This window comes from Knoellia flava TL1 (genome assembly GCF_000768675.1).
Classification (GTDB): domain Bacteria; phylum Actinomycetota; class Actinomycetes; order Actinomycetales; family Dermatophilaceae; genus Knoellia; species Knoellia flava.
Map to the genome: position 1 here is coordinate 58,050 of NZ_AVPI01000087.1, position 19,589 is coordinate 77,638.

Consider the following 19,589-nt stretch of genomic DNA (forward strand, 5'->3'; position numbering starts at 1 on the left):
CCAGCCGACGCATCCCACGCACCCCTCGACAAAGGAGTCCCCCGTGCGCATGACCACCCTGGTTCGCAGCGCCACCCTCACGGCGGCCGCGGCCCTCGCCCTCACCGCCTGCGGCGTGAGCAAGACCGACGACGCCGAGTCCGGCTCGGGATCGAGCAGCAGCGCCTCGGCCGAGAAGCTCTCGGGCCTGCGCATCATGGTCCCGAACTCGCCCGGCTCGGGCTACGACCAGACGGCCCGCGCCGTCTCGGCCGACCTCCAGTCCGCCGGTCTCAGTGGCTCGATCGAGGTCTTCAACCAGGCCGGTGCCGGCGGCACCGTCGGCCTGTCCCGCCTCGTCAACGAGAAGGGCAAGGGTGACCTGCTCATGCAGATGGGCCTCGGCGTCGTCGGCGCCTCCTACAGCAACAAGACGGAGGCCAAGCTCACCGACACCACGCCCATCGCCAAGCTCATCGAGGAGTCCGAGGCGATCGTCGTCGCGAAGGACTCGCCCTTCAAGACGCTCGACGACCTCATCAACGCGTGGAAGGCCAACCCGGGCGCCGTGCCCGTCGGTGGCGCCTCCAACGTCGGTGGCCCCGACCACCTCACCCCGATGCTCCTCGCCAAGACCGTCGGCCTCGACGCCAAGAAGGTCAACTACGTCGCTTACGACGGCGGTGGCGAGCTCATGACCGCCGTCCTCGGCAAGAAGCTCGGCTTCGCCGCCACCGGCGTCAGCGAGGTCGTCGAGCAGGCCAAGTCCGGTGACGTGCGCGTCCTCGCCGTGACGAGCGACAAGCCGGTCGAGGGTGTCGACGCCAAGCCCCTCAAGGACCAGGGCGTCGACCTCACCTTCACCAACTGGCGTGGCCTCGTCGCCGCCCCGGAGATCTCCGACGCCGACAAGAACAAGCTCATCGCGGCCGTCACGGCCCTGCACGGCACCGAGGAGTGGAAGAAGACGCTGGCCGACAAGGGCTGGACCGATGCCTTCGTCCCCGGCGACGAGTTCAAGACGTTCCTGACCTCCGAGAGCGACCGCGTCGCCGGCGTGCTCAAGGAGCTGGGTCTCGCCTGATGAGCGACCAGGTGCAGAAGCGGGGGGAGGGGCGCTCCGAGTACGGAGTGTCCCTCCTCCTGCTGGCCCTCGGCGTCGTCGCCATCGTCGACGCCCTCGGCCTCATCGAGCGGGGCGCCCGCGGCTTCATGACCGCGCGGACCGTCCCCATGTTCGTCGGCGGCCTCCTCATCCTCTGTGCCGTTCTCCTCGCGGTCGACATCGCCCGCGGTGGGCGCGGTGAGCAGGAGGAGGGCGAGGACGTCGACCTCAGCCACGGCTCCGACTTCCGGACGGTCGGTCTGCTCGCGGTGGCCTTCGCCTTCAACGCCGCCTTCATCGACCGGCTCGGCTGGCCGATCACCGGTGCGGTGCTCTTCTTCGGCGCCGCCTTCGCCCTCGGCAACCGTCACTACGTTCGCCTCGCGGTGATCTCGGTCCTGCTCTCGGTCGTCACGTGGTACGGCTTCTTCCTCGGCCTGGACGTCAAGCTCCCGGCCGGGCTCCTGGACGGGATCCTCTGACATGGACGGCATCAACGCCCTGCTCGAGGGGATGTCGTCGGCCCTGACGCCGATGAACCTCCTCTACGCCTTCCTCGGTGTCCTTCTCGGCACCGCCATCGGCGTCCTGCCCGGCATCGGCCCGGCCATGGCCATCGCCCTGCTCCTGCCGCTCACCTACACCCTCGAGGTCGAGCAGGCGATCATCATGTTCGCCGGTCTCTACTACGGCGGCATGTACGGCGGCTCGACGACCTCGATCCTGCTCAACACACCGGGCGAGAGCGCATCGGTGATGACGGCGATCGAGGGCAACAAGATGGCCAAGGCGGGTCGCGGCGCCGCCGCCCTCGCCACCGCGGCCATCGGTTCCTTCGTCGCCGGCACCATCGCCACCCTCTGCCTCGCGCTGCTCGCGCCCCAGGTCGTCAAGTTCGCGATCCAGCTCGGCGACCCTGACTACCTCGCCGTCATGGTCTTCGCGTTCGTCGCGGTGACGACCGTCCTCGGCTCGTCGAAGATCCGTGGCTTCGCCAGCCTCGGCCTCGGCGTGTGGATCGGTCTCATCGGCATCGACCAGACCTCCGGCCAGCAGCGGCTCACCTTCGGCATCGACCAGCTCTCCGACGGCATCGACGTCGTCGTCGTCGCCGTCGCGGTCTTCGCGATGGGCGAGGCGCTGTGGATCGCCGCGCACCTGCGCCGGGCCCCGGCGCGGATCATCCCCATCAAGGGCCGGCTCATGACCCGCGAGGACCTCTCGCGCTCGTGGAAGCCGTGGCTGCGCGGCTCCGCGATCGGCTTCCCCTTCGGTGCGATCCCGGCCGGTGGTGCGGAGATCCCGACGTTCCTCTCCTACATCACCGAGCGCAAGCTCGCGAAGAAGCCGGAGGAGTTCGGCAAGGGCGCCATCGAGGGCGTCGCCGGGCCCGAGGCGACCAACAACGCCTCCGCCGCGGGCAGCCTCGTCCCGCTCCTCACCCTCGGCATCCCGACGACCGCCACGGCGGCCGTCATGATCCTCGCGTTCCAGACCTACGGCATCCAGCCCGGTCCGCGGCTCTTCGACGAGCAGGGCCCGCTCGTGTGGACGCTCATCGCGAGCCTCCTCATCGGCAACGCGATGCTCCTCGCGCTCAACCTGCCGATGGCAGGCCTGTGGGCCAAGCTCCTGCTCATCCCCAGGCCCTACCTGTATGCCGGCATCCTCATGTTCGCGTCGCTCGGCGCCTACGCGGCCAACGGCACGGCGTTCGACCTGTGGCTGCTCCTGCTCATCGGCGGACTGGGCTTCGCGATGCGGCGCTACGGCCTGCCGGTGGTGCCGCTCATCGTCGGCCTCATCCTCGCCCCGCGGGCCGAGGTCTTCATGCGGCGCGCACTGCAGATCAGCGACGGGCACCTCTCGGGCCTCGTCAACACGCCCTTCTCGAAGGTCGTCTACGCGCTCGTCCTGCTCGTCGTCCTCGTGCCGCTCGTCTGGGGCCAGGTCAGGAAGCGCCGCACCCCGCCGGAGGACCCGACCTCGGGACCCGACGGCACCCGCCTGCAGCAGCACGCCAACAGCGAAGGAGCCTGACATGCCGGTCATCGTGGGGTTCGTGCCCACCAAGGAGGGGCGTGCGGCGCTCGACGCGGCCGTCGTCGAGGCCCGCAGCCGCGGCAGCCGGCTCCTCGTCGTCAACGCGAGCACCGGGTCGGCCTCGGCCGACAACCGCTACGTCGACGACGCGCAGCTCGACGACCTGCGCGCCGAGCTCGACGCGTCCGGTCTCGACTACGAGATCTCGCACGCCGTGCACCGCAAGGACCCGGCCGAGGTCCTCGTCGACCTCGCGGATCAGACCAACGCCGAGCTCATCGTCATCGGGGTGCGCCGGCGCACGCCCGTCGGCAAGCTCCTGCTCGGCAGCCAGGCCCAGCAGGTCCTCCTCGACGCCGAGTGCCCCGTGCTCGCCGTCAAGGCGCCGCGCTAGCGAGAGGTCCTCGCCGCCGCGGCACCCCCTGCCAGGCCGCGGCGGCAGGCGCGAGGACCGCGCGGCCCGGAGCCGCCCACGACACCCGTGGGCGGCTCCGTCGCGTCGCACCCCCTGCCGCGGGAGACCCACGGGTTAGGGTCGCCCGGTGGGGACCGACACGGAGCTCGTGCTGCTTCTGTGGGCCGCGCGCGCCTTCGCGATCCTCGCGTTGCTCGGTGTCCTCGCGGTGCTCGGCTCGGTGTGGTGGACCCTCGTCCTACCGGTGCTCACCGAAGCGAGGCGTGCTAGGACGGCGGGGGACTGGTGGCTGCCGTTCACCGAGCGGCCGGACGGCGGCTGGGGCCCGCTCGCCGCGAACCGCTGGTGGAGCGGGATGCGTGCCAGCACGCGCGGCAGCACCGGTGGTCTCGCGGTGCGGTGGGGCTTCTGGTCGCTCGCCGCGGTCGGCCTCACCCTCGGCATCGGCCAGTCCGTGTGGCAGCTGGGCCGGTTGGCCGCACTCGCACTGAGCTGACGCCGGACACCGGACGTCGGGTGAGCGGCCGCCGGAGCCGCGACGAGGCATCGATCACGGAGTCCTAGACTGGCGCCCATGGCTGAACTCACCCGCGACGACGTGGCGCACCTCGCCGGTCTCGCCCGCATCGACCTCTCCGACGCCGAGCTCGACAGGATGGTCGGCGAGCTGGGCGTCATCCTCGAGTCCGTCGCCGTCGTCCAGCAGTCGCCGATCGAGGGCGTCGAGCCGATGAGCCACCCGATGCCGATCGTTAACGTCACGCGACCCGACGTCGTCCGGCCGAGCCTCGGCGCCGAGGCCGCCCTCGCGGGCGCCCCCGAGGCCGACCAGCAGCGCTTCTCCGTCCCCCGCATCCTCGACGAGGACTGAGCGAGCGACGGCGGCTCCCGTATGCCGTGAGGTGAGCTCCCGGCATACCCCTTCCGTTTCCTTCCCCGCACGACGCAGACCCAGACCGCAAGGACCGACGTGACCACAGACCTGACCCGCGCCAGCGCCGCCGAGCTCGCCGACCTCCTGACCTCCGGGGGGACGAGCTCGGTCGAGGTGACGCAGGCGCTGCTCGACCGGACCGACGCCGTCGACGGCGACGTCCACGCCTACCTTCACGTCGACCGCGAGGGCGCCCTCGCCACCGCGCGCGACATCGACCAGCGACGGGCCGCCGGGGAGCAGCTCCACCGGCTCGCCGGCGTGCCGATCGCCGTCAAGGACGTCATGACGACCAAGGGCCTGCCGACGACGTGCGGCAGCCGGATCCTCGAGGGGTGGATCCCGCCCTACGACGCGACCGTCGTCACCCGCATCAAGGCCGCGGGCATGCCGATCCTCGGCAAGACCAACATGGACGAGTTCGCCATGGGGTCCTCGACCGAGCACTCGGCCTACGGCCCGACGCGCAACCCCTGGGACCTCGAGCGCATCCCCGGCGGCTCCGGTGGTGGCTCGAGTGCCGTCGTCGCGTCGTTCCAGGCGCCGCTCGCCACCGGCACCGACACCGGCGGCTCGATCCGCCAGCCCGCGGCTGTCACCGGGACCGTCGGGACCAAGCCGACCTACGGCGGCGTCTCCCGCTACGGCCTCGTCGCCCTCGCGTCCTCGCTCGACCAGGCCGGCCCGTGCACGCGCACCGTCCTCGACGCGGCGCTGCTCCACGAGGTCATGGGCGGTCACGACCCGATGGACTCGACGTCGATCGACGCCCCCGTGCCCGCCGTCGTCGAGGCCGCGCGCCGCGCGGACGTCAAGGGGATGCGCATCGGCATCGTCCGCGAGCTCACCGGCGAGGGCTTCCAGGCCGGGGTGCAGCAGCGCTTCGAGGAGTCGGTCCAGCACCTTGTCGACGCCGGCGCCGAGGTCGTCGAGGTCTCGTGCCCGAGCTTCACCGCGGCGCTCGCCGCCTACTACCTCATCCTCCCGTCGGAGGCGTCGAGCAACCTCGCGAAGTTCGACGCGATGCGCTACGGCATGCGCGTGCTGCCCGAGGGCATCGACGACCCCAGCGCGGAGCAGGTCATGGCCGCGACGCGCGACGCCGGCTTCGGCGACGAGGTCAAGCGCCGCATCATCCTCGGCACCTACGCCCTCTCGTCGGGCTACTACGACGCCTACTACGGCTCGGCGCAGAAGGTCCGCCGCCTCATCGCCGACGACTTCGCCAAGGCCTTCGAGACGGCCGACGTCCTCGTCTCGCCGACCGCGCCGACGACGGCCTTCCGCTTCGGCGACAAGATCGACGACCCGATGGCGATGTACCTCAACGACATCGCGACGATCCCCGCCAACCTCGCCGGCGTCCCTGGCATGTCGCTCCCGAGCGGCCTCGCGGACGAGGACGGCCTCCCCGCGGGCTTCCAGATCCTCGCGCCGGCCGCCGCCGACGAGCGCCTGTATGCCGTCGGCTCGGCCCTCGAGCAGCGGCTCCACGCCGCGTGGGGCGGGCCGCTGCTCGACCGCGCCCCCGACCTCTCCGCCGCCACGAAGGGTGCGTGACCTGATGTCGACGCAGATTGACACCGAAGCCATCATCGCCTGGGACGAGGTCCTCGAGCACTTCGACCCGGTGCTCGGGCTCGAGGTGCACGTCGAGCTCGGGACCAACACGAAGATGTTCTGCGGGTGCGCCACCGAGTTCGGCGCCGAGCCCAACACGCAGGTCTGCCCGGTCTGCCTCGGCCTTCCCGGCGCCCTGCCGGTCGTCAACGAGAAGGCCGTCGAGTCGGCGATCCGGATCGGGCTCGCGCTCAACTGCGAGATCGCGCAGTGGTGCCGGTTCGCGCGGAAGAACTACTTCTACCCGGACATGCCCAAGAACTTCCAGACCTCGCAGTACGACGAGCCGATCGCCTTCGAGGGCTTCCTCGACGTCGAGCTCGACGACGGCTCGACGTTCCGCGTCGAGATCGAGCGGGCGCACATGGAGGAGGACACGGGCAAGTCCCTGCACGTCGGCGGGTCGACCGGTCGCATCCACGGCGCGACGCACTCGCTCGTCGACTACAACCGCGCGGGCATCCCCCTCATCGAGATCGTCACCAAGCCGCTGCGCGGCGCGGGGGAGCGCGCGCCCGAGGTGGCCCGCGCCTACGTCGCCACCCTGCGTGACCTGCTCAAGGCGCTCGACGTCTCCGACGTCAAGATGGAGCAGGGCTCGATGCGCTGCGACGTCAACCTCTCGCTCATGCCCAAGGGCACGACGACGCTCGGCACCCGCACCGAGACCAAGAACGTCAACTCGCTGCGCTCGGTCGAGCGCGCCGTCCGCTACGAGATGTGCCGCCACGGCGCCGTCCTCCGGGCCGGGGGCTCGATCCTCCAGGAGACGCGCCACTGGCACGAGGACACCGGCATGACGACCTCCGGCCGCCCGAAGTCCGACGCCGACGACTACCGCTACTTCCCCGAGCCCGACCTCGTCCCCGTCGCGCCGTCCCGCGAGACGGTCGAGGAGCTGCGCGCGACGCTGCCCGAGCCGCCGGCCCAGCGCCGCAAGCGCCTCCAGTCCGACTGGGGCTTCAGCGACCTCGAGATGCGCGACGTGCTCAACGCCGGGCTCGTCGACCTCATCGGCCAGACCGTCGAGGCCGGTGCGACCCCTGCGGGCGCGCGCAAGTGGTGGTCCGGTGAGATCGCCCGTCGCGCCAACGCCGAGGGCACCGACGTCGCCTCGTATGCCGCGGAGCGCTCGATCGTCCCGGCGCACGTCGTCGAGCTCGAGGGCCTCGTGTCCTCCGGCCGGCTCAACGACTCGATGGCCCGGCAGGCCTGGGAGGGCGTGCTCGACGGTGAGGGCACCCCGACCGAGGTGGCCGACGCCCGAGGCCTCGAGCTCGTCCAGGACGACGGCGCCCTCGAGGCGGCCGTCGACAAGGTCATCGAGGCCAACGCCGACGTCGCCCAGAAGGTCCGCGACGGCAAGGTCCAGGCGGCCGGCGCACTCATCGGTCAGGTCATGAAGGAGATGAGGGGCCAGGCCGACGCCGGCAGGGCCCGCGAGATCATCCTCGCCAAGCTCACGAGCTGACCGCCCACAAGCAGTCGAGAGTAGAGAGAGTCCCGCCTCGGTACGACCGAGGCGGGACTCTCTCTACTCTCGACTGTCGGGTCCGGCGGGCGGGTCCGACTGGTGGGGCGTCAGCGGCGGCCGCCTCCGAGCAGCCCGCCGAGGATGTCGATGATGGACCCGCCGGCCGAGCCCTGCGTCTGCTGGGTCGGCGCGGGTGCCTGCTGTGTCGCCGTGCCGCCACCGAGCGCGCCGCCGAGGACGTCCTGGAGCATCGAGTCGAGCGAGCCCGGACCGCCCTGCGCCGAGTTGTCTGGCGAGGTCTGCGGCGTCGTGCCGCCACCGCCAAGACCGCCGCCGCCCTTGAGGACCTTGTTGGCGAGGTAGGACAGGACGATCGGGGCGAGGATGGGGATGAGGCGCCGGATGAGTCCGCCGCTCGCGCTCGACGACGATCCGAGCGCGGAGTAGACCTGCTCCTCGTTGGACCCGAAGATGTGCGATGCGATCTTCTCGCCGTCCTGCTGGTCGACCTGGTCGAGGTCCACCCCGCCCTGGAGGAGGTCGTCGTCGTGCTGACCGAGGGCTTCGACGATCGAGCTCGCACCACCCGGGTCCTGCGCGTTGGCCTGGAGCCCGCCGAGCAGGGCGGGCAGCGCGGCCTGGGCGGCCTGCTGGACCTCCTGGGGGTCGGCGCCGACCTGCTGGGCGAGCCGGTCGAGGGGAAGGCTCTGGAGGATGTCGTCAACTGCAGCCATGGGCGGTGCCGCCTCTCTTCGGGGCGGTGGGCGACGGTGCCCACCGCATCCCGCCAACGTACTCACGCCGGGGCCGCGCGGGGGGTTTGTCACCCCACGGGCACCCTCAGCACCCGGTCGTCGCCGGACCGCGGGTCGCCGCGGAAGGTGTTGCTCGTCAGCACCCACAGCGTGCCGTCCGGTGCGGTCACGGCATCCCGCAGGCGACCGAACCTGTTCTCCAACAGGCGAACCGGCTCACCGGTGCGCCGTGGTCCCGACACCGGTACCTTCCACAGCGACTCGCCCCGCAGGGCCGCCATGTAGACGGCGCCGTCGGCGCCGACGGCGATCCCGCTCGGCGATGCGTCGTCGGTCGACCACTGCGCGACCGGGGCGACGAAGCCCTCTCGCTGTTCGATCCCCTCCACCTCGGGCCAGCCGTAGTTCGCGCCCGCTGTGATGACGTTGAGCTCGTCCCACGTGTTCTGCCCGAACTCGCTCGCATACATCGTGCCGTCCGCGCCCCACGCGAGGCCCTGCACGTTGCGGTGCCCCATGCTCCACATCGGGCTCCCCGCGACGGGGTTGCCCGGGGCCGGCTTCCCGTCCGCCGTGACGCGCAGGATCTTGCCGCCGAGGTTGCTCCGGTCCTGCGCCCGGTCGGGCTGGGCGGCGTCACCGGTCGCGACGTAGAGGAAGCCGTCCGGTCCCCACGCGATGCGCCCGCCGTTGTGGTTGCGGGCCTTGGGTATGCCGGTGAGCACCGGTGTCATCGGCCCGAACCCGCCTGCCCCGAGGGTCGTCCGCACGACGCGGTTGTCGTCCGCCGACGTGAGGTAGAGGTGGACCGTCGAGTCCTCGGCGAAGGTCGGAGAGACGGCTACGCCGAGCAGGCCGCCCTCGCCGCCTGGGTCGACGCCGGGCACGGTCCCCACGGTCGTGCGCCGTCCGGTGGGGGAGACCCGCACGACCTCGCCCTCGTCGCGCAGGGTCACGAGCGCGTCGCCGCCCGGGAGGAACGCGACCGCCCACGGCACGTCGAGCCCGGTGACGACGTCGCTCGGCGCACCGGCCGGGACCGTGCGGCTCGGTGACGCGGTGCCGGACGACGATCCTGACGACGAGCCGGTCTGGGACGGCGAGCCGGTCTGGGACGGCGCGCCGGTCTGGGACGGCGCGCCGGTCGGCGGGGACGCCGAGGACGAGCCGTCCGGGGGCGTCCCCGCACCGTCGGACGCGTCGTCGTCGGCTCCGCCGCACGCCGTGAGGGCACAGGTGAGCCCGAGGGCGACGAGAGCGGTCAGCGGGCGGTGACGGGACGGCATACCCGATCGTGCCCCGAAGCGGCTGCCGAGGGCGAGGCCGCGACGTGGACTCCCAGCAAGTCCGCAGGAGAGGTTCGCCTAGGGTCGGGCCCATGGTCGTCGTCTCGTTCCCCGATCCCGTCCTGCGCGACGCCGTCGGCGAGGTGCCCGGCGTGGAGGCCGTCCTCTGGGACCCGGCCGGCGACGAGACGCCCGACGGCAGGATCGAGGTCGTCGTCGCTCCCTACCTCGGCGCAGCGTCGGCACTCGGGTCGGTGGCGCAGCTGCCCGATCTGCGGCTCGTGCAGCTCCAGTCGGCCGGGTTCGACGGGGTGCTCGAGGTCGTGCCCGAGCAGGTGGCGGTCGCCAACGCGGCCGGCGTCTACGACGCCGCCACCGCCGAGCTCACCGTCGGCATGGTTCTCGCCTCCCTCAGGGGCATTCCCGACGCCGTGCGCTCGGGTGACGAGGCCCGGTGGGTGCCGCTCGGCACGCGGACCTCGCTCGCCGACCGTCGCGTGCTCGTCGTCGGATACGGGTCGGTCGGCAGGGCGATCGCGGTGCGGCTCAGCACTTTCGAGGTGTCACTCACCGCCGTCGCGTCGCGTGCGCGCGCGGGTGACGAGATCGTCGACACGGTGCACGGGATCGACGAGCTCGAGCGGCTGCTGCCCGAGCACGACGTCGTCATCGTCATCGTCCCGCTCAACGACGCGACCCACCACCTCGTCGACGACGCCTTCCTCTCGACCATGCCCGACGGGGCCCTCCTCGTCAACGTCGCACGCGGACCGGTCGCGGACACGGACGCCCTCGTCGCCCACGCCGGACGCCTCTCGCTGGCCCTCGACGTCACCGACCCCGAGCCGCTGCCCGACGGTCATCCCCTCTGGACCGCGCCCGGCGTCCTCATCACCCCGCATGCCGGCGGCAACACGACTGCGCTGCTCCCGCGGATGTCGGCGCTGCTGCGAGACCAGCTCACGCGGCTCGCCGCCGGCGACGCGCCGCACCACCTCGTGCGTGACGATGTCAAGACCTGACATCGGCGCCGAGCAGGAGCAAGATCGAGTCATGACCTCCGCTGCTGAGGACCGGACGCTCGTCCTCGTGCGCCACGCCAAGGCCGAGCAGGGTGGCTACGACGCGGACCACGAGCGCGAGCTCACCGACCGCGGCCAGCGCGACGCGGTCGCCGCGGGGCGGTGGCTGTGCGACCAGGGGATCGGCGTCGACGAGGTGTTCTGCTCGACCGCCGTCCGGGCGGTGCAGACGTGCGAGGGAATCTGGAGCGCCGGCTGCTCCGAGGCCGACATCCGCGAGGAGCACCGGATCTACGACGCATCGGCCGACCGGCTCCTCGAGGTCGTGCGCGAGGCCGACGACGACGCCAACGTCGTCATGCTCGTGGGCCACGCGCCGGGCATCCCGGCGCTCGCGTCGATCCTCGCCGAGGGCGACGGCAGCGAGCAGGCGCACGAGCTCATGAGCCGCGGTTACCCGACCGCCGGGGTGGCCGTCCTGCGGTTCTCGGGCCGATGGGGCGACCTCGCCCCGGGTGTCGCGCGGCTCGACCGCTTCCACGTCGCCCGCGCCGAGCGCGAGCCGGCCGAGGGCTGACGCCGGCGGCTCTGAACCTGCGGGAGCGTCACATCACCGAGCGCAGGGCGGCGATGGCGCCGCGCAGGTAGCGCTCGACGACGACCCGCTCCTGATCCGTGAGGGCGTTGTCGGTCTCGGCGAGCGAGGTGAACATCGGTGCGAGGAGCGCGAAGATCTCACGGCGCCCGGACTCGGTGACGACGACCTCGGTGCGCCTGCCGTCGTCCGCGCGTGGGCGGCGCTCGGCGTGGCCGCGCGCGACGAGGCGGTCCACGACGCCCGACGAGGCGGCCGACGTCACGCCGAGGACCCGGGCCAGCTCGACCGGGCCCATCGGCGTCGAGGAGAGGTGGCGCAGGGAGTGCAGCTCGGAGACCGACAGCCCACCGCGTCGCGCCACCGCCTGCGGCGTCTGCGCGGCGAGCGCGACGAGCTCCTCGAGCGCCTCGAGCGAGGGGGAGTGCTCGTATGCCGGCGCGACCGACCGCGCGGTCGTGCGCTCCTCGGGCGTTGGTCCCCCACGGACGCCGGCGTCGCCGGTCGACACCGGATGGCGGGTTGTCGACGCGTCTCGACGTTCGATAATATCGCTCACCTACTTAGTAACTTGATGAGTTACTGACCGAACTACTCTATCGAAGGACGGCCATGCGCGCGTTCTCTGCACTCGTCACCCGGCGTTGGGTCGCCGGCATCGTCGCCCTCCTCGCCCTGCTCGGAGCCGGCGCCGTCATCGGCGTCGTCGGCCAGGCGGAGCGGGGCCCGACGGCCAACGTCATGCTTCCGCTCGGGTCGGACAGCCGGGCCGCGGCCGAGCTGCGGGACCAGCTCCCCGAGGACCAGGGCTCGGCCGCCGTCGTGCTCTTCAGCAGCGACTCGGCCCTCAACCAGGAGCAGCTCGGCGCGGTGCAGCGGATCGCGCGCGGGCTGCCGGGGGCCACGGGCGCCCCGCCGGTCGTGGCCGATGACGGCACGGCCGCCATCGTCGTCGTGCCGGTCGCGGCACAGGACAACAACGAGAACATCGATGTCGTCGCCGACCTGCGCACGGCGGCGAAGGCCGACCTGCCCGACGGTGTGACCGCCCAGGTGACCGGACCGTCCGCCATCCAGGCCGACCTCGGCGCGGTCTTCGACGGCGCGAACTTCCGCCTGCTGGCGGCGACCGCCTCGGTCGTGGCCCTCCTTCTCATCGTCACCTACCGCAGCCCCGTGCTCTGGCTCGTGCCCCTCACCGTCGTCGGCGTGGCCGACCAGCTCGCCGCGACCCTGGCCACCCGCACCCTCGCGGCCTTCGACGTCCAGTGGGACGAGTCGACGATCGGCATCCTCTCGGTGCTCGTCTTCGGTGCGGGCACCGACTACGCGCTCCTGCTCATCTCGCGCTACCGCGACGAGCTGCGGGTCATCGAGGACCGTCGCGAGGCGATGGCGCACGCCCTCGCCCGCACCTCGGAGGCCGTGCTCTCCAGCGCCACCACCGTCGTCCTCGGCCTGCTCACGCTCCTCCTGTCCGTCTTCCCGACGACCAGGGGCCTCGGCCTCGCCTGTGCCGTCGGTGTCGTCGTCGCGGCAGGGTTCGTCCTCGTCGTCCTGCCCGCCGCACTCGTCGTCTTCGGCCGCTGGATCTTCTGGCCCAAGGTGCCGCGCACCGGTCAGGCGAGCCTCGCCGACTCTCGCTCGCTGTGGCGCCGCGTCGGTGACGCGGTGAGCCGCCACCCCGCCCGCTTCGCCGGCGTCACCGTCGTCCTCCTCGCCCTCGCGGCGGCGGGCCTGACCCAGATCCGCACCGGGCTCGACGGACCCGACCAGTTCCTCGAGAAGCCCGAGGCGATCGCAGCGGGGGAGCGGCTCGCCGAGTCGTTCCCCGCGGGCTCGGCCGACCCCGTCATCGTCGTCTCCCGCGGCGTCGAGGCGAGCACCCTCGACTCCACCGTCAAGGGCGTCGAGGGCGTGGCGTCGACCCGGGTCGTCGCGAGCGCAGGTGGGGTGAGCGAGGTCCAGGCCGTCCTCGAGTCGGACCCGGGCTCGGATGCCGCCGAGCAGTCGGTCCGCGACATCCGGGCCGCGGTCGCCGACCTCGGCGAGACCCACGTCGGCGGGACCGACGCCGAGGCCATCGACGAGTCCGAGTCGACCAGCCGTGACCGCGTGCTGATCTTCCCGCTCATCCTCGGGCTCGTCCTGCTCGCCCTCGGCGCTCTGCTGCGCTCGGTCGTCGCCCCGGTCGTCCTCGTCGGCACCGTCGTCGCGACCTACCTCGCGAGCCTCGGCATCTCGTGGGTGCTCTTCACCCAGGTGTTCGGTTTCGAGCGCCTCGACAACAGCGTCCCGCTCTTCGCCTTCGTCTTCCTCGTCGCCCTCGGCGTCGACTACAACATCTTCCTCGTCACCCGTGCCGCCGAGGAGGGCCGCACGCACGGGCCCCGCGAGGGCATGCTTCGCGCCCTCGCGGCCACGGGAGGCGTGATCACGAGCGCGGGCATCCTCCTCGCCGCGGTTTTCGCAGTCCTCGGCGTCCTGCCGCTCGTCGTCCTCGCCCAGCTCGGCGTCGTCATCTGCGTCGGTGTGCTCCTCGACACCCTCGTCGTCCGCACGGTCCTCGTCCCCGCGATCGCTCTCGTCCTCGGGCACCGCTTCTGGTGGCCGCGCCGTGTCGGCGAGGCGCCAGCCCGTTCCGAGCAGCGCGACGCCAGCGGCGAGCCCGACCTCGCCCTGGCCGAGAGGTGAGATCGGCGTCCCACCCCGTGGACGCGCGTCCTAGAGTTGCCGCATGAGCGACGCGCCCGACATCAAGCCCCGTTCACGCGACGTCACCGACGGCCTCGAGAAGACCGCGGCACGCGGCATGCTCCGGGCCGTCGGCATGGGTGACGACGACTGGGTCAAGCCACAGGTCGGGGTGGCCAGCTCGTGGAACGAGATCACGCCCTGCAACCTCTCGCTCGACCGGCTCGCGAAGGCGGTCAAGGACGGCGTGCACTCCGGCGGCGGCTACCCCCTCGAGTTCGGCACGATCTCGGTCTCCGACGGCATCTCGATGGGTCACGAGGGCATGCACTTCTCGCTGGTGTCGCGCGAGATCATCGCCGACTCGGTCGAGACGGTCATGAACGCCGAGCGCCTCGACGGCTCGGTCCTGCTCGCCGGCTGCGACAAGTCGCTGCCGGGCATGCTCATGGCCGCCGCGCGCCTCGACCTCTCGTCGGTCTTCCTGTATGCCGGCTCGATCCTTCCCGGGATCGCGAAGCTCTCCGACGGGTCCGAGAAGACCGTGACGATCATCGACGCCTTCGAGGCGGTCGGCGCCTGCGCCGCGGGCAAGATGTCGCGCGAGGACGTCGACGCCATCGAGCGCGCCATCTGTCCCGGCGAGGGCGCCTGCGGTGGCATGTACACCGCCAACACCATGGCCTCGGTCGCAGAGGCCATGGGCATGTCGCTGCCCGGCTCGGCGGCGCCCCCGGCGACCGACCGCCGCCGTGACGGCTTCGCCCGCAAGTCCGGCGAGGCCGTCGTCGAGCTGCTCCGCAAGGGGATCACCGCCCGACAGATCATGACCAAGGAGGCCTTCGAGAACGCCATCGCCGTCGTCATGGCCTTCGGCGGCTCGACCAACGCCGTCCTCCACCTCCTCGCCATCGCGCACGAGGCCGAGGTCGACCTCACCATCGGCGACTTCCAGCGCATCGGCTCGCGGGTGCCGCACCTCGCCGACGTCAAGCCCTTCGGCCAGTTCGTCATGACCGACATCGACCGCGTCGGCGGCGTCCCGGTCGTCATGAAGGCGCTGCTCGACGCCGGCCTCCTCCACGGCGACGCCCTCACCGTCACCGGCCGCACCGTCGCCGAGAACCTCGCCGACATCCGCCCGCCGGACCCCGACGGCCACGTCGTGCGCGCCATGGCCGAGCCCATCCACCGCACCGGCGGCCTGACGATCCTCAGCGGGTCGCTCGCGCCGGAGGGAGCGGTCGTCAAGTCCGCCGGCTTCGACACCGACGTCTTCGAGGGCACCGCGCGCGTCTTCGACGGCGAGCGCGCCGCGATGGACGCGGTCGAGCAGGGCAGCCTGCGGCCCAAGGACGTCGTCGTCATCCGCTACGAGGGGCCCAAGGGCGGCCCGGGCATGCGCGAGATGCTCGCCGTGACCGGCGCGATCAAGGGCGCCGGGCTGGGCAAGGACGTCCTCCTCCTCACCGACGGCCGCTTCTCCGGTGGCACGACCGGTCTCTGCGTGGGGCACGTCGCCCCGGAGGCGGTCGACGAGGGCCCGATCGCCTTCGTCCGCGACGGTGACGGCATCCGCCTCGACGTCGCGAACGGCACGCTCGACCTGCTCGTCGACGACGACGAGCTCGCCCGCCGCCGCTCCGAGGGCGTGACGCACCCGGAGCCGAAGTACACCCGCGGCGTCCTCGCGAAGTACCGCAAGCTCGTCGGCTCGGCGAGCCGAGGCGCAGTCTGCGACTGACCCGGCACACCGCCGACGTCATGCGATGCCGGGACCGCTCGGGGCGCTCGCCGTCCCGGCATCGCACCCAGTCGGAGGGGGAAGTGCCCGGATGGTGGGATGTGTCGTCTCACACGTTGACACAGGCACGGCCGGGCGAGAGAGTCGTCCTGTGTCCCGACTCCTTGTACTTCCCACGGCGCCCGGCCCCTCCTGACAGGTCCGGCCAGGCGCCTCCCTCCGTCGTCCCCACCGCAGGGGACGGGAGGGTTTTTTTGTGGCCGGGCACGGGAGCCGGGCCCGCACGAACCGCACGACAACTCCGACCGAAGATGGTGACGACGTGAGCGAGACCCAGGCAGCGCCCTCCCCGGCGCGGCTGGCCCAGCAGGCACGGGCGAAGGCGCCCCTCCAGGTGACGGGGGCCCAGAGCCTCGTCCTCTCGCTCGAGTCCATGGAGGTCGACACGGTCTTCGGCATCCCCGGCGGCGCGATCCTGCCCGCCTACGACCCGCTCCTCGACTCGGTCAAGGTCCGCCACATCCTCGTGCGCCACGAGCAGGGCGCGGGTCATGCCGCCGAGGGCTACGCCTCCGCCACGGGCAAGGTCGGTGTCTGCATGGCGACGTCGGGTCCCGGTGCGACGAACCTCGTCACCGCGCTCGCGGACGCGCACATGGACTCGGTCCCGATCGTCGCCATCACCGGACAGGTGGCGAGCGCCGCCATCGGCACGGATGCCTTCCAGGAGGCCGACATCCGCGGCATCACGATGCCGATCACGAAGCACAACTACCTCGTCACCGACCCCGCCGAGATCCCGCGCGTCATCGCCGAGGCGTTCCACATCGCCTCGACCGGCCGGCCGGGCCCGGTGCTCGTCGACATCAGCAAGGACGCCCTCCAGGCCAAGACGACGTTCGCGTGGCCGCCGCGCATCGACCTGCCGGGCTACCACCCGGTGACGCGTCCGCACGCGAAGCAGATCCGCGAGGCGACCAAGCTCATCGGGGCCGCCGAGCGCCCGGTGCTCTACGTCGGTGGCGGCGTCATCCGCGCCGACGCATGCGAGGAGCTGCGCCAGTTCGTCGAGCTCACCCGCATCCCCGTCGTCACGACCCTCATGGCCCGCGGCGCCCTCCCCGACAGCCACGAGCTCCACCTCGGCATGCCCGGCATGCACGGATCAGTCGCCGCGGTGACGGCCCTGCAGAAGTCCGACCTGCTCATCACCCTCGGCGCCCGCTTCGACGACCGGGTCACCGGTCAGCTCTCGACGTTCGCGCCCGAGGCCAAGGTCATCCACGCCGACATCGACCCGGCCGAGATCTCCAAGAACCGCAAGGCCGACGTGCCGATCGTCGGATCCTGCAAGGACGTCCTCGTCGACCTCATCGAGTCGGTCGACAGCGAGATCGACGCGGGCCACGGCGGCGACTACGCCGAGTGGCGCGAGCGGACCCAGGGCTGGAAGCGCGACTTCCCCGTCGGCTACACCGAGCCGGAAGGCGGCACGCTCGCCCCGCAGTACGTCCTCGAGCGGCTCAGCGCCCTCGTCGGCCCCGACGCGGTCTACGTCGCCGGCGTCGGCCAGCACCAGATGTGGGCCGCGCAGTTCGTCCAGTACGAGCGCCCGCGCGCCTGGCTCAACTCCGGTGGCCTTGGGACGATGGGGTATGCCGTGCCCGCCGCCATGGGTGCCCAGGTCGGCGAGCCCGGCCGCACGGTGTGGGCGATCGACGGTGACGGCTGCTTCCAGATGACGAACCAGGAGCTCGCCACCTGCGTCATCAACAACATCCCGATCAAGGTCGCCGTCATCAACAACAGCAGCCTCGGCATGGTCCGCCAGTGGCAGTCGCTCTTCTACAACGAGCGTTACTCCAACACCGACCTGCACACGTCGGCCGACGGCACGCGCATCCCCGACTTCGTCAAGCTCGCCGACGCCTACGGCTGCGCCGGCCTGCGGTGCGAGCGTCCGGAGGACGTCGACGAGACGATCCGCCAGGCGATGGCGATCAACGACCGGCCCGTGCTCGTCGACTTCGTCGTCCACCGAGACGCGATGGTGTGGCCGATGGTGCCCGCCGGCGTGAGCAACGACGCGATCCAGGTCGCCAAGGACACTGCGCCGCAGTGGGACCGCGAGGAGTCCGAGGCGATCCCGCAGGACGAGGACGCCGACCACAGCGAGCCGGCCGACCAGGAAGGTGGCAAGTGATGTCCCAGCACACCCTGTCGGTGCTCGTCGAGAACAAGCCCGGTGTCCTCGCCCGTATCGCCGGCCTCTTCTCGCGACGGGGCTTCAACATCCACAGCCTCGCCGTGGGCCAGACCGAGCACGACGAGATCTCGCGCATCACCGTGGTCGTCGACGTCGAGGACCTCCCGCTCGAGCAGGTGACCAAGCAGCTCAACAAGCTCGTCGAGGTGCTCAAGGTCGTCGAGCTCGACGCCGCCTCGGCGGTCCAGCGGCAGGTCATGCTCATCAAGGTCCGCGCCGACGCCGCGACCCGCAGCCAGGTGCTCGAGCTCGTCCAGCTCTTCCGCGCCAAGGTCGTCGACGTCGCCACCGAGTCGGTGACGATCGAGGCGACCGGCCACGCCGAGAAGCTCACCGCGCTGCTCGGGGTGCTCGAGCCCTACGGCGTGCGCGAGCTCGTCCAGTCCGGCATCGTCGCCATCGGTCGCGGCCCCCGCTCCATCACCGACCGCGCACTGCGCGGCGCCTGACCACACAAGCCGAGCACGCGGCATACGCCGCGGTGCCCTCCAGACCACATCGCACGACAACCCAAGGAGAAGTCCGAACCATGGCCGAGATGTTCTACGACGACGACGCCGACCTGTCGATCATCCAGGGGCGCAAGGTCGCCGTCATCGGGTACGGCAGCCAGGGCCACGCTCACGCGCTGAGCCTGCGCGACAGCGGGGTCGACGTCCGCGTCGGTCTCGCCGAGGGCTCCAAGAGCAAGGCCAAGGCCGAGGCCGAGGGCCTCACGGTCAAGACGGTCGCCGAGGCCACCGCCGAGGCCGACCTCGTCGTCATCCTCACGCCCGACCAGGTCCAGCGCACGGTCTACGCCGAAGAGATCAAGCCGAACCTCAAGGAGGGCGCGGCGCTGCTCTTCGGCCACGGGTTCAACATCCGCTTCGGCTACATCACGCCCGAGCCCGGCGCCGACGTCGTCATGGTCGCGCCCAAGGGCCCGGGTCACCTCGTGCGTCGTGAGTACGTCGACGGCCGCGGCGTGCCCGTGCTCGTCGCCGTCGAGCAGGACGCGTCCGGCTCGGCCTGGGACCTCGCGAAGTCCTACGCGAAGGCCATCGGCGGCCTGCGCGCCGGCGGCATCCGGACGACGTTCACCGAGGAGTGCGAGACCGACCTCTTCGGCGAGCAGGCCGTCCTCTGCGGTGGCGCCTCGCAGCTCGTCATGTATGGGTTCGAGACGCTCGTCGAGGCGGGCTACCAGCCCGAGGTCGCCTACTTCGAGTGCCTCCACGAGCTCAAGCTCATCGTCGACCTCATGATCGAGGGCGGCATCGCCAAGCAGCGCTGGTCCGTGTCCGACACGGCGGAGTACGGCGACTACGTCTCGGGCCCGCGCGTCATCGACCCGTCGGTCAAGGAGAACATGCAGGCCGTCCTCGCCGACATCAAGAACGGCGCGTTCGCCAAGCGGTTCATCGACGACCAGGACGCCGGCGCGCCCGAGTTCAAGGCGCTGCGCGAGAAGGGTGCCCAGCACCCGATCGAGGCCACCGGTCGCGAGCTGCGCAAGCTCATGTCGTGGGTCAAGAGCGACACCGACAGCGACTACGTCGAGGGTTCCGCCGCGCGCTGACGGCCCGCCCGTCCCGCTCCTCGGTCGAGGTAGGACGACACGCCGTGTCCCCAGAGGGGGCACGGCGTGTCGTGCACTGTCGACCTCTCGGCGCCT

At 71.6% G+C, this 19,589-nt stretch carries 18 protein-coding genes; 15 read left to right on the forward strand and 3 right to left on the reverse strand.

Annotated features, from left to right (window positions below; genetic code table 11):
* The first annotated feature begins 43 nt into the window (after positions 1-43).
* The 8 genes from N798_RS16750 (at position 44) to gatB (ending at position 7,567) form a co-directional block, all read left to right on the forward strand.
* Positions 44-1,063 carry a Bug family tripartite tricarboxylate transporter substrate binding protein gene (locus N798_RS16750; protein ID WP_371870456.1) on the forward strand — a complete coding sequence of 340 codons (1,020 nt, stop codon included), beginning with the start codon at positions 44-46 and terminating at the stop codon, positions 1,061-1,063.
* Positions 1,063-1,566, forward strand: a complete 504-nt coding sequence (locus tag N798_RS16755) for a tripartite tricarboxylate transporter TctB family protein (protein ID WP_035950950.1) — start codon at positions 1,063-1,065, stop codon at positions 1,564-1,566. Before N798_RS16750 ends, N798_RS16755 begins: the two co-directional genes overlap by 1 nt.
* Before the next feature lies 1 nt (position 1,567).
* Positions 1,568-3,124 (forward strand): tripartite tricarboxylate transporter permease, encoded by a 1,557-nt coding sequence (locus tag N798_RS16760; RefSeq protein ID WP_052117483.1) that lies wholly within the window; start codon positions 1,568-1,570, stop codon positions 3,122-3,124.
* A gap of 1 nt (position 3,125) precedes the next feature.
* Positions 3,126-3,521, forward strand: coding sequence for a universal stress protein (locus tag N798_RS16765; protein ID WP_035950952.1), 396 nt, complete (start codon positions 3,126-3,128; stop codon positions 3,519-3,521).
* 148 nt (positions 3,522-3,669) lie between these two features.
* Positions 3,670-4,038 (forward strand): hypothetical protein, encoded by a 369-nt coding sequence (locus N798_RS16770; RefSeq protein WP_035950954.1) that lies wholly within the window; start codon positions 3,670-3,672, stop codon positions 4,036-4,038.
* 78 nt (positions 4,039-4,116) lie between these two features.
* Positions 4,117-4,413, forward strand: a complete 297-nt coding sequence (gene gatC, locus N798_RS16775; RefSeq protein ID WP_035950957.1) for an Asp-tRNA(Asn)/Glu-tRNA(Gln) amidotransferase subunit GatC — start codon at positions 4,117-4,119, stop codon at positions 4,411-4,413.
* A 99-nt stretch (positions 4,414-4,512) separates the two neighbouring features.
* Positions 4,513-6,036 (forward strand): Asp-tRNA(Asn)/Glu-tRNA(Gln) amidotransferase subunit GatA, encoded by a 1,524-nt coding sequence (gatA, locus tag N798_RS16780; RefSeq protein WP_035950960.1) that lies wholly within the window; start codon positions 4,513-4,515, stop codon positions 6,034-6,036.
* Between the two features lie 4 nt (positions 6,037-6,040).
* Entirely contained in the window at positions 6,041-7,567 is a 1,527-nt protein-coding gene (gene gatB, locus N798_RS16785) for an Asp-tRNA(Asn)/Glu-tRNA(Gln) amidotransferase subunit GatB (RefSeq protein ID WP_035951089.1), read from the forward strand.
* Positions 7,568-7,677: 110 nt separating this feature from the next.
* On the opposite strand, the gene N798_RS16790 is transcribed toward gatB, so the two are convergent.
* Both N798_RS16790 and N798_RS16795 read right to left on the reverse strand, forming a co-directional pair.
* A complete protein-coding gene (locus N798_RS16790) occupies positions 7,678-8,304 on the reverse strand; it encodes a DUF937 domain-containing protein (protein WP_035950963.1) in 627 nt (208 codons plus the stop codon).
* 89 nt (positions 8,305-8,393) lie between these two features.
* Entirely contained in the window at positions 8,394-9,611 is a 1,218-nt protein-coding gene (locus N798_RS16795) for a PQQ-dependent sugar dehydrogenase (RefSeq protein ID WP_035950966.1), read from the reverse strand.
* A 92-nt stretch (positions 9,612-9,703) separates the two neighbouring features.
* Between N798_RS16795 and N798_RS16800 the strand changes: the two genes are divergently transcribed.
* Positions 9,704-10,633, forward strand: a complete 930-nt coding sequence (locus N798_RS16800) for a 2-hydroxyacid dehydrogenase (protein WP_035950969.1) — start codon at positions 9,704-9,706, stop codon at positions 10,631-10,633.
* Positions 10,634-10,664: 31 nt separating this feature from the next.
* Complete coding sequence (locus N798_RS16805) at positions 10,665-11,210, forward strand: SixA phosphatase family protein (RefSeq protein ID WP_035950971.1); 546 nt, start codon at positions 10,665-10,667, stop codon at positions 11,208-11,210.
* A gap of 28 nt (positions 11,211-11,238) precedes the next feature.
* Here N798_RS16805 and N798_RS16810 read toward each other — a convergent pair whose 3' ends face one another.
* A complete protein-coding gene (locus N798_RS16810; protein WP_084100935.1) occupies positions 11,239-11,739 on the reverse strand; it encodes a MarR family winged helix-turn-helix transcriptional regulator in 501 nt (166 codons plus the stop codon).
* A gap of 101 nt (positions 11,740-11,840) precedes the next feature.
* Here N798_RS16810 and N798_RS16815 point away from each other — a divergent pair, with 101 nt between their 5' ends.
* The 5 genes from N798_RS16815 to ilvC all read left to right on the forward strand — a co-directional run bounded on the left by N798_RS16815 (position 11,841) and on the right by ilvC (position 19,493).
* Positions 11,841-13,922: an MMPL family transporter gene (locus tag N798_RS16815; protein ID WP_084100937.1), complete on the forward strand. Its 2,082-nt coding sequence runs from the start codon at positions 11,841-11,843 to the stop codon at positions 13,920-13,922.
* Between the two features lie 43 nt (positions 13,923-13,965).
* Positions 13,966-15,666, forward strand: coding sequence for a dihydroxy-acid dehydratase (gene ilvD / locus N798_RS16820; RefSeq protein ID WP_035950974.1), 1,701 nt, complete (start codon positions 13,966-13,968; stop codon positions 15,664-15,666).
* 358 nt (positions 15,667-16,024) lie between these two features.
* Entirely contained in the window at positions 16,025-17,869 is a 1,845-nt protein-coding gene (locus N798_RS16825; protein WP_229708757.1) for an acetolactate synthase large subunit, read from the forward strand.
* Positions 17,869-18,381 (forward strand): acetolactate synthase small subunit, encoded by a 513-nt coding sequence (gene ilvN, locus N798_RS16830; protein WP_035950980.1) that lies wholly within the window; start codon positions 17,869-17,871, stop codon positions 18,379-18,381. Before N798_RS16825 ends, ilvN begins: the two co-directional genes overlap by 1 nt.
* Before the next feature lie 32 nt (positions 18,382-18,413).
* On the forward strand, positions 18,414-19,493 hold the full coding sequence (ilvC, locus tag N798_RS16835) for a ketol-acid reductoisomerase (protein WP_268234567.1): 1,080 nt from the start codon (positions 18,414-18,416) through the stop codon (positions 19,491-19,493).
* The last annotated feature ends 96 nt before the right edge of the window (positions 19,494-19,589 follow it).

Excerpts from the sequence above, each read along its gene's own strand:
- N798_RS16805 (WP_035950971.1), top strand. The coding sequence starts at position 10,665 with ATGACCTCCGCTGCTGAGGACCGGACGCTCGTCCTCGTGCGCCACGCC.
- N798_RS16760 (WP_052117483.1), top strand. The coding sequence starts at position 1,568 with ATGGACGGCATCAACGCCCTGCTCGAGGGGATGTCGTCGGCCCTGACG.
- gatC (WP_035950957.1), top strand. The coding sequence starts at position 4,117 with ATGGCTGAACTCACCCGCGACGACGTGGCGCACCTCGCCGGTCTCGCC.
- N798_RS16765 (WP_035950952.1), top strand. The coding sequence starts at position 3,126 with ATGCCGGTCATCGTGGGGTTCGTGCCCACCAAGGAGGGGCGTGCGGCG.
- N798_RS16755 (WP_035950950.1), top strand. The coding sequence starts at position 1,063 with ATGAGCGACCAGGTGCAGAAGCGGGGGGAGGGGCGCTCCGAGTACGGA.
- ilvN (WP_035950980.1), top strand. The coding sequence starts at position 17,869 with ATGTCCCAGCACACCCTGTCGGTGCTCGTCGAGAACAAGCCCGGTGTC.
- N798_RS16815 (WP_084100937.1), top strand. The coding sequence starts at position 11,841 with ATGCGCGCGTTCTCTGCACTCGTCACCCGGCGTTGGGTCGCCGGCATC.
- gatB (WP_035951089.1), top strand. The coding sequence starts at position 6,041 with ATGTCGACGCAGATTGACACCGAAGCCATCATCGCCTGGGACGAGGTC.
- N798_RS16795 (WP_035950966.1), bottom strand. The coding sequence starts at position 9,611 with ATGCCGTCCCGTCACCGCCCGCTGACCGCTCTCGTCGCCCTCGGGCTC.
- N798_RS16790 (WP_035950963.1), bottom strand. The coding sequence starts at position 8,304 with ATGGCTGCAGTTGACGACATCCTCCAGAGCCTTCCCCTCGACCGGCTC.
- N798_RS16800 (WP_035950969.1), top strand. The coding sequence starts at position 9,704 with ATGGTCGTCGTCTCGTTCCCCGATCCCGTCCTGCGCGACGCCGTCGGC.
- ilvD (WP_035950974.1), top strand. The coding sequence starts at position 13,966 with ATGAGCGACGCGCCCGACATCAAGCCCCGTTCACGCGACGTCACCGAC.